This is a genomic window from Arsenicibacter sp. R0_47 (genome assembly GCF_057652235.1).
The window spans coordinates 172,587-181,093 of the sequence record NZ_JBYFCJ010000015.1; the positions used below are offsets into that span (position 1 = coordinate 172,587).

6 protein-coding genes are annotated in these 8,507 nt (G+C 53.8%); 4 read left to right on the top strand and 2 right to left on the bottom strand.

The window, feature by feature from the left end; genetic code table 11:
* Position 1: 1 nt before the first annotated feature.
* Both AC23NW_RS22180 and AC23NW_RS22185 read right to left on the bottom strand, forming a co-directional pair.
* Positions 2–868, bottom strand: a complete 867-nt coding sequence (locus AC23NW_RS22180; protein WP_487452107.1) for an STAS domain-containing protein — start codon at positions 866–868, stop codon at positions 2–4.
* A 314-nt stretch (positions 869–1,182) separates the two neighbouring features.
* Positions 1,183–2,808: an NADP-dependent glyceraldehyde-3-phosphate dehydrogenase gene (locus tag AC23NW_RS22185; protein ID WP_293843240.1), complete on the bottom strand. Its 1,626-nt coding sequence runs from the start codon at positions 2,806–2,808 to the stop codon at positions 1,183–1,185.
* A gap of 342 nt (positions 2,809–3,150) precedes the next feature.
* Here AC23NW_RS22185 and AC23NW_RS22190 point away from each other — a divergent pair, with 342 nt between their 5' ends.
* The 4 genes from AC23NW_RS22190 (at position 3,151) to AC23NW_RS22205 (ending at position 8,447) form a co-directional block, all read left to right on the top strand.
* Positions 3,151–3,558: a hypothetical protein gene (locus tag AC23NW_RS22190; RefSeq protein WP_487452109.1), complete on the top strand. Its 408-nt coding sequence runs from the start codon at positions 3,151–3,153 to the stop codon at positions 3,556–3,558.
* Between the two features lie 17 nt (positions 3,559–3,575).
* Positions 3,576–4,928 carry a hypothetical protein gene (locus AC23NW_RS22195; RefSeq protein ID WP_487452110.1) on the top strand — a complete coding sequence of 451 codons (1,353 nt, stop codon included), beginning with the start codon at positions 3,576–3,578 and terminating at the stop codon, positions 4,926–4,928.
* Positions 4,929–5,047: 119 nt separating this feature from the next.
* Complete coding sequence (locus AC23NW_RS22200; RefSeq protein ID WP_487452111.1) at positions 5,048–8,050, top strand: hypothetical protein; 3,003 nt, start codon at positions 5,048–5,050, stop codon at positions 8,048–8,050.
* A gap of 124 nt (positions 8,051–8,174) precedes the next feature.
* Positions 8,175–8,447 carry a hypothetical protein gene (locus AC23NW_RS22205; RefSeq protein ID WP_487452113.1) on the top strand — a complete coding sequence of 91 codons (273 nt, stop codon included), beginning with the start codon at positions 8,175–8,177 and terminating at the stop codon, positions 8,445–8,447.
* Positions 8,448–8,507 lie beyond the last annotated feature (60 nt).

The following is an 8,507-nucleotide window of genomic DNA, read 5'->3' on the forward strand; positions in this document are numbered from 1 at the left end:
ATTAAATCATAAACGGTTTTGGTGGCTGCGTTTTCCGGACTTCCAGCTTTAACATGCCAAAGGCGTGTTTGAGTGCGCTGGCTAACGTAGCTTTCGTAACAACCTGCGACAGATCGATTCCCAGCTGTACGACCGTCTGCGCAATCTCGGGCCGGATGCCGCTGATGATGCACTCGGCGCCCATCAGGCGGGTAGCGCTGACGGTTTTGATCAGGTGCTGCGCCACCAGTGAATCGACCGCCGGGACGCCGGAAATGTCCAGAATGGCAATTTCGCTGCCGGTATCGACAATGGATTGCAGCAGGTTTTCCATTACGGTCTGTGTGCGGGCGCTGTCCAGCGTTCCGATCAGCGGCATGGCCAGAATCTGATCCCAGACGCGGATAACCGGGGTCGAGATCTCCGAAATCTCGTCGGTTTGCCGCAGAATAACTTCCTCACGGCCTTTGATAAACGTTTCAAAGGTATTTGTGCTGAGTTCATCGAAGAGACGGTTCAGCGCCCGCGTCGACTCATAGAGCGCCGCAATGTCCGATCCGGCTGATTCTTCCTGAATGTCCAGTATCGCATTTTTCAGGCTGAGTACATAGAAACTGGTTTCACGGGGCGAAAAACCATGCCGGGCGCGCGAAATAGAGATCCCTGCCAGGTATTCCTGGATCGGTTCCAGGGCGTACGGGTCGAGCTGAATAGTCTGTTCGTTCAGATTATCGACAACCAGATTCACGATGCCTTCAGATTGCTCCCGCAATTCATCATTCGAAATCAGGTCATCACGTAACGACTCAAGAGTAAGCTGGTGTTGAATCCAGCGTTCAAGGATCTGTTGCTTTTTACTGCGCAACAAAGCCAGCATATCATGTTGCATATTTGGTAGACTTGAATGAATGAGGTCAGGACAGCCATACGATCTTTACATATGGCGTTAACTTGCTTTAACGTGCTGAAAATAGATGTTGTTTTCTTGATTAGAAAAATATCTTTGAAATTTCTATCAACAGGTTCAGGGTTAAATATATGTTACTTTTTTGTTTGTGTTTGCTTACAAAAAACAAAATCCCTACCCGCATGTCAGTGCGGCAGGGATTTTATAGCGCTGAATCAGGATCGGAACCTGTTACCACATGGCCGGATAATGCACTGAAAGCATTTACCGTTTCAGCACATTATCCGGTCAGGCAGTTAAAAAATATAATTTGTCGACAGGAACTCTGATTTGTGTTCGCCGACGATTTCATTCAGAATTTCCTTGTTGGCCGCCGTGTCTTTGGTCGCAACAACCGTCCGGATTGAGAACGAACGCAGGGCATCTTCCACCGACAGTGTTCCCTCGGCCGAATCTTTGCGGCCCGTGAACGGGAAGGTGTCCGGTCCGCGCTGACACTGTGCATTCAGGTTTACCCGGCTTACCTGATTCACCAGCGGGTCGATCAGGTGGGCCAGCTGGTCAGGATCCGTGCCGAACAGCGACACCTGCTGCCCGTGATCCGACGAAATGATGTACTCAATCGGCTCCTCAATCGAGTCGAACGGTACCACCGGAATTACCGGACCGAACTGCTCTTCGCGGTACAGTTTCATGCCTTCCGCAACCGGATAGACAACGGCCGGGAAGAACAGCGACTCCACATACGTACCGCCGCCTTCATTGATCACCGATGCGCCTTTGGCTTCGGCATCGCGGATGCATTCGGTCAGATACGCCGGCTTCTGGGGCTCCGGCAGCGGGGTAATCTGTGATCCTTTCTGCCACGGCATGCCCGGTTGCAGCTTGTTCACCTCTTCGGCCAGCCGCTTCAGGAACTGATCGGCGATAGAGCGGTGTACCCACACAATCTTGATCGCCGTGCAACGCTGACCATTAAACGACAGCGTACCGAGCATACATTCTTTCAGGGCCAGTTCGAGGTCGGCGTTTTCCAGAATGATCGCGGCGTTTTTGGCATCCAGTCCCAGCACCGCTTTCAGGCGGTTTACTTTCGGGTGCATTTTCTTCAGCTGATCGGCCACACGGCTCGACCCGATCAGGGTCAGCACGTTGATTTTGCCCGACTGCATCAGGGCCGGTACCACCGTAGCGCCCCGACCGTAGATGGTGTTGACAACCCCTTTCGGGAAACACTCGCGGAACGCTTCGAGCATCGGATAGTGCAGCAGGGTACCGTGTTTCGGGGGCTTAAACAGGATGGTATTACCCATCAGGATCGCCGGAATCAGGGTGGTATAGGTCTCGTTCAGCGGGTAGTTGAACGGCCCCATACACAGCACCACGCCAAGCGGCGAGCGGCGGATCTGACCGATAATGCCCTGTTCGATGCGGAAACGCGATGAGTTACGGTCAAGGTCTTTCAGTGCCCCGATGGTATCGTAAATGTATTCAACAGTACGGTCAAATTCCTTAATAGAGTCGCCCAGCGTTTTGCCGATCTCCCACATCAGCAGATTCACGACCTGCTGTTTGCGCTCAAGCATCCGGCCCACAAAACGTTCCATGCAGGCGATGCGGTCGGCAACCGACATGGTGGGCCATTCGCCGCGGCCATTGTCGTAAGCCTGTACAGCGGCGTCCAAAGCTTCCATGGCTTCGGTTTCGCCCGTCACCGGATAACTGCCGATGACCTTTCGCTTCAATCCGTCTTCCGACTGCACATAAACGGGTGAAACAACGTCGGTCGTCATACCACCCCACTGGCGCATTTCGCCGTTGATCAGGTACTCACGCTGATCGAGGGGTTGAATGAGGTACTCAGCAGGAATGTCGCTTTCTGACTGAAAAAGCGCTGCTAACTGATTAGAAGAGGTAGACATGGTTTTGTTGTAATAGAACCAATAGAATAACACGTTCCGGTCATTCTTCGTTGCAAAAGTAATATTGTCACCAAAGTAACCTATCGGTACTCTCCTGTACGGGCCAAATTGGCTAAGTAATGCTTGTGATTGGTTAAAGAACAGGTATGCGTTTGCTTAACTTTCCGGCAAGCTTAAAACTTCCGGCAAGCTCAGAAAAGGCTACGGTTATGGAATGGTTTACTCAAAGATAGTTGCTATATACTGAAACGATTGGGTTATTAACTAATGTGCAGATAAACTTGAGATAGTGTCCATATTTAGGACGTCTTTGTAATTATCAATCAATTAGTTATCAATACGATGAGACCTACATTCGTTCGTCCGATTACACAACTGGCCGGCTTCGTTTTTACACTCGGCCTGATGAGTGCTGCGCCAACTCAGTCAACAGAGGTGTGGGTAGCGACTGATCCGGATACACGTTCCATCACACGGATGGAGTTTTCCGGTAATCGCAGCCGTGTCCGGATTCTGGCCGCCTGTAGCCCCACTGATTGTGACTGGGGAACCGTCAGCGTTCGTAACCTTGACCCGAAAGGGGTGAATAGCCCGGGGGAGGGGCAGCCATACGAACTGGTTGTGGATCAATCCATTGCCCGCCGGGAGATTCGCCTTAACGTGCAGCAGGAAATGACCTATTTCATGCGTACCGTTTATAAAGACCGCCGGCCGTCAAAAGAGAGTCAGGGAACGCTCCGCCGTCAGTAAATAAGCAAGCCAATACCATGACTATAAACTTGTTTGCGGGTACTGTGGGACTGCTGCTGACTACCCTGACGGCTACGCTGGCCCAGCGGATTGAGATTATCAAACCCGAACGGACCGGGAAGGAAATTACGTTAACCCGTCCTGAATTCACGGCCAGGCCTGAAGCCGTCCCCGCCGAAAACGGGCTGTATCGCTTTACGCACCACCTGGTGGTAGTCTGCAATGATGATCAGTCGGGAGAAGCAGGGGAACTGTCACATTATCTGAATATTAACAATGGTGTGATCGGCGTTTTTCCGGACAATATGCTGACCATGACCAAAGGGCAATTGCCATCCGGTGAGGGAGAAATGGATTTCTGGGCCATCCTGCCCAGTATGACCCAGCGGATGTTTATCAAGTCGCCTGAACATGGCAAACTGTTAGTGCAGATGACTGCCGGCGATGGTATGAATAGCACGACTACCGCACGGTTCGATGCCTGGAATCAGGGAGATATGTTCTGGCGAACGGCGAAGGTCATCAAAAAAACAACGCTGCCCGCGCGGCTAATTGAAGGAAATACTAAACCGATACCGGTCGAGGTGTACGAAGCGACCGGCCCGGAAGGACGGGTACATATGTGGCTGGTTGATCTTGGACCAGCCACCGGGCAGTATGCCTCCCTTAAAACTAACCATGCCGTGGTGGGTATGGGCGGTATTGGTTTGTTAATGAACCATTTCAATAAACATGTTTATCTGGTGTTCCAGATCAATGATGTGCCGAATACAAAGGGTTGCCGGTTAGTCTCGTTTTACCCGAAAGCCCGTCAGTTTTCGGGGGGCGGTTACAAACCCTTCGGCGATTTGATGCTGGGTAAAATGGCCGGAGCTCAGCGTGAGCAGCAACAGCAGCCCGAAACCACGGCCGCCGGTGAGGAGGAAGAGGATCCTCAACTCCGTGCATTGCTCCGGCAACGACACGAGCTGGGTGCAGCGGCCTCGAAGAAAGCTGCCGATGGGGCGGCCAATGCGGCGCTGCTGAACGACCTCAGCGAAATGACCCGGACGACAATGGCTATGGCTGCTAACGTTGATGAACAGTATAAAATGGCGGATATTGACCTGAAAATTGCGCAGCGTCGGTTAGAAATCGAACTGGATCACATGCGGGAGGATCGCGGGCCGGAGGCTGACAAGCGCCGGGCAGACATTCGCCGGAAGATGGATTGTGTGGGCCGTCAGCGCGGACTCTGGCAGCAATACCGCCTGGATGCTGCCAAACTCAAAAAACAATTCGAAGGCCGTGATACCGATTATGATTTTATGGAAAAGCTGGGGGAGATCTCTACCCGTTTTTATACCCGGTTAACACAGATTTGCCAGTAAGCCTACGCTTATACCGCTGAAAAACAGGACCGGACTCGTTAGCGATATGTGGCCGGACGCTCGTTCGTCAGTGGCGGCCGGAGCACTCACCCGTCATTACCGTCGCTACCGCAGGCCTTGTGAGTGTAACCGCTACCAAAAACGGTTGTTCGGCATCGGCATCGGTGAACGTGACGCAGCAGTCTGTCCCTGCGGCGGGCCTTGTGGCCAGCGGGCCTGTCAGCTGCGCGGCCGGTACGGTAACGCTGACGGCATCGGGCGGCAGCCAGTACAGCTTCAGCGGCCCGGGCGTAGTGAGCCAGTCGGGCAACACGGCGACAGTCAACGAGGCTGGTACCTATACCGTTGAGGTGACCGGCAATGCTGCGGGCTGTCAGAGCTCGGCGTCGGTGCAGGTAACGGCCGACAACACGATGCCGCAGCCGGTAATCACCGCCAGTCAGACCATCTGCGGTGGTCAGACCGTTAATCTGACGGCCGGCGGGGGGACCACTTACCGCTGGAGCACCGGCGCGCAGACGGCGTCCATCGCCATTAGTCCGGCCCAAACCACCGTCTACAGCGCCACGGTAACGGCCGCCAACGCAGGGTCGCCTGCCGGCTGTTCGGCCACCGCACAGACGACGGTGACCGTCAATCCACAGGCCACCCCGCCGACAGTAACCACGCAGGTAGGCGGCACGGGTAGTACCAACAGCCTGACGCTGACGGCGGGCGGTTGCGGAGCGGGAACCACAACCCGCTGGACGGGACCCAACAACGCCACGGCAACCGGTAGCACGTGGGTATATTCGCTGACGCAGACCAGCGCCACGTTCGCCGTCTGGTGCCAGCCCACGACCGGATGCAGCAGCCAGACGGTAACCATTCCCGTTTCAAAAGTTAACCCGCTGGCGCCGATCATCCAGGCCAGTCCGCGGTTAATCTGCGCCGGAGAGTCGGTGACGCTGACGGCCACCGGCTGTGCATCACCGGCGGCTACGCGCTGGAGCAACGGGCAGACGGGTAATCCGCTGCTGGTGAATCCGGCGCAGACGACCACGTTCTATGCCGTCTGCGAGGCCGGCCAACTGGCCAGCGAGACCTCCAACAGTATCCAGATCACGGTTTCCAACCCGCTGTCGGTTACCGGCCGCACGGTATATGCCGAAAACGAAACCATTCTATTGACGGCCACCGCTTCCCAGACGGCCGGTGTGAGTTACGCCTGGAGCGGTCCCAACGGCTTTACGGCGACGGGTGCCACCCTGCAGCGGATCGGCGCAACGACCGTCTATAGCGGCACCTACAGCGTCACGGCCAGTTCGACAACGGGCTGTGCGGGTTCGGCCTCGGTAGTGGTGACGGTGACGCCGTCGAGCGTTACCTCCTGCACAGGTGTGTCGGTAAGCATAGTGGCCCCGGCCAGCCTGACGGCAGGACAGCCCCTGAGCCTGAGTGCGGTGGTGAGTCCGGCCAGTACCAGTGCGGTCTACAGCTGGAGAGGTGCGAATAGTTTTACGGCTACCACCGCGTCGGCCGGCGTCCCGGCCACTACAACAGCCAACAGCGGCCCTTACAGTGTGACGGTAACATGGTCTGGGAACAGCTGCACGGCGACGGCCACGACCACGGTAACGGTTCTGCCGGCCAGTACCACCTCATGTAGCGGGGTTTCGGCCAGTATTGTGGCGCTAACCAGCATCACCGCCGGACAGACGCTGAGCCTGAGCGCGGTGGTGAATCCGGGCAGCGCCAGTGCGGTCTACGCCTGGACCGGCCCGGCGGGCTTTACCAGCACGGCCCCGGCTCCGACCATCCCGAACACGACAACTGCCCACAGTGGTAACTACCAACTGATAGTCAGTCTTCCGGGTGGCTGCACGACTACCGCCAGCACCAATGTAACGGTGATTGTGAGCCCGGTAGTAAGTGCTACGGATTGCAACATCCGCATTGTTGCCAAAGACGCAACCGGCACCGAAACGGATTTAATCCCGCGCAGCACCACCGCCACAAGCGGGACCAGCTCGCTGACGCTGAGTGTCGCGCATCTGGATGGCTTAGCCCTCACCGGCTATACCTACCAGTGGAGCCGGCAGTCGGGCACCTCAGCGGCCCTGTCGGTGGGTAGTACGCCGGTGCTTTCAGCTACCGCTATCGGGGAATATAAGGTGGTGATGACTTCACCGGAAGGCAGCACCTGTACGGCCTTCATCACCCTGCGCAGCAAACCATGCCGACAGGTGGCCCATACGTATAACTGTGGCACGACACCCGCTACGCCGGTGGGCAACGTGAACGACCCGCTGTTGACCAACCTGGCCCCCGGCGACACCATCCGCACCGGCGACTTTGATGTGGTAGTAATGACCGTTGCCGGCGGCTCGGGCGGCTGGACGGGTACGGGCTACACCGAAATTCCGTACCTGAAAAACACCCGCATTGCTGTGGAGCTGAAAGGGGCCGTGGTGAATGATTGTTATGAACTGGTCGGTGGGACGGTTGTCTCGGCCTATGACCCGAACTGGGGCGGTTTGCAGGATGTGACGCAGGTAGTGAACTTAGCGCAGGATGCCATAACGCAGTTAATTGACATCTATGCCAATTATACCGGTACACCGGCGGAACGGGAGAAAATAAACACCCTGAATGCAGCACTTTGCGCCCGTCTTTCCGGTAACAATCAGTTAACAGCAGAGCAGAAAGCAACATTTGCGGCTGATTGTCAGTCGTATCAAACGGCATCGGCAGCATTTACGGCCTGTTATGCGGCTAATCACCCCGAAACGGGAACGGCTACCGGTGGAGGGCGTGTCGCAGTTAAAGTAGCAGCAGCATCTGAGCAAGTATGTAGAGAACCTTTTGAAATACTAAGCCAAATTAGTAATTACTTTGATTCAAATAAAAGCAAAGATGAATTAAATCCAGTATACTGGAAAAGTATATTTTCAAATCTACAATTCACATTCACACAGAGATCTTTTGCCCCATGGCAAAAATTTGGCGATATATTTACATTTAGGCAACGATCTTTTTATGGGGACAATAGAGGTTTTTCTTTACTTAAATCTTCAACAGAATTTAATTCAAATTTCGCTACAGCGCGTTTACATCAAATAGCCAAAATGATTTGCAAATAATCAATTATTATTTGCAAATCATTTTGCTAGCCGGACTATAGGCTTTACAAATTTCTTTGGTGACGAAAGAACTGCCTTTTCATCTGTAAAAGGAGTAGAATCATTTAAAAATTTTACAGTAAAAATGCAAGTTGAAGGGAGTGACCCACTAGTTGGTGCAGTTATCCTACCTAGGCTAAAACCTATATATATTGATGGGGCTCCTGATATTGATTGGAAAGCCGAAGTAAAAACCATGATAAAAGAGCTGAGTGGACAATATTTTTTACAAGTTACAGCTATGATAAAAGGGAAAGGATTTCCGGCCTATGAGTTGTTTATAACTGACAATTCCATGAATCACATTTTTCTACATACATATCCTGCTCCCAATAGACTAGACAGGGCTTTCTCATAAAAAAAGGCAAGAACCAGTATGTCCTATTTTTGTGGTGACGAAACTACAAAACGATGACGA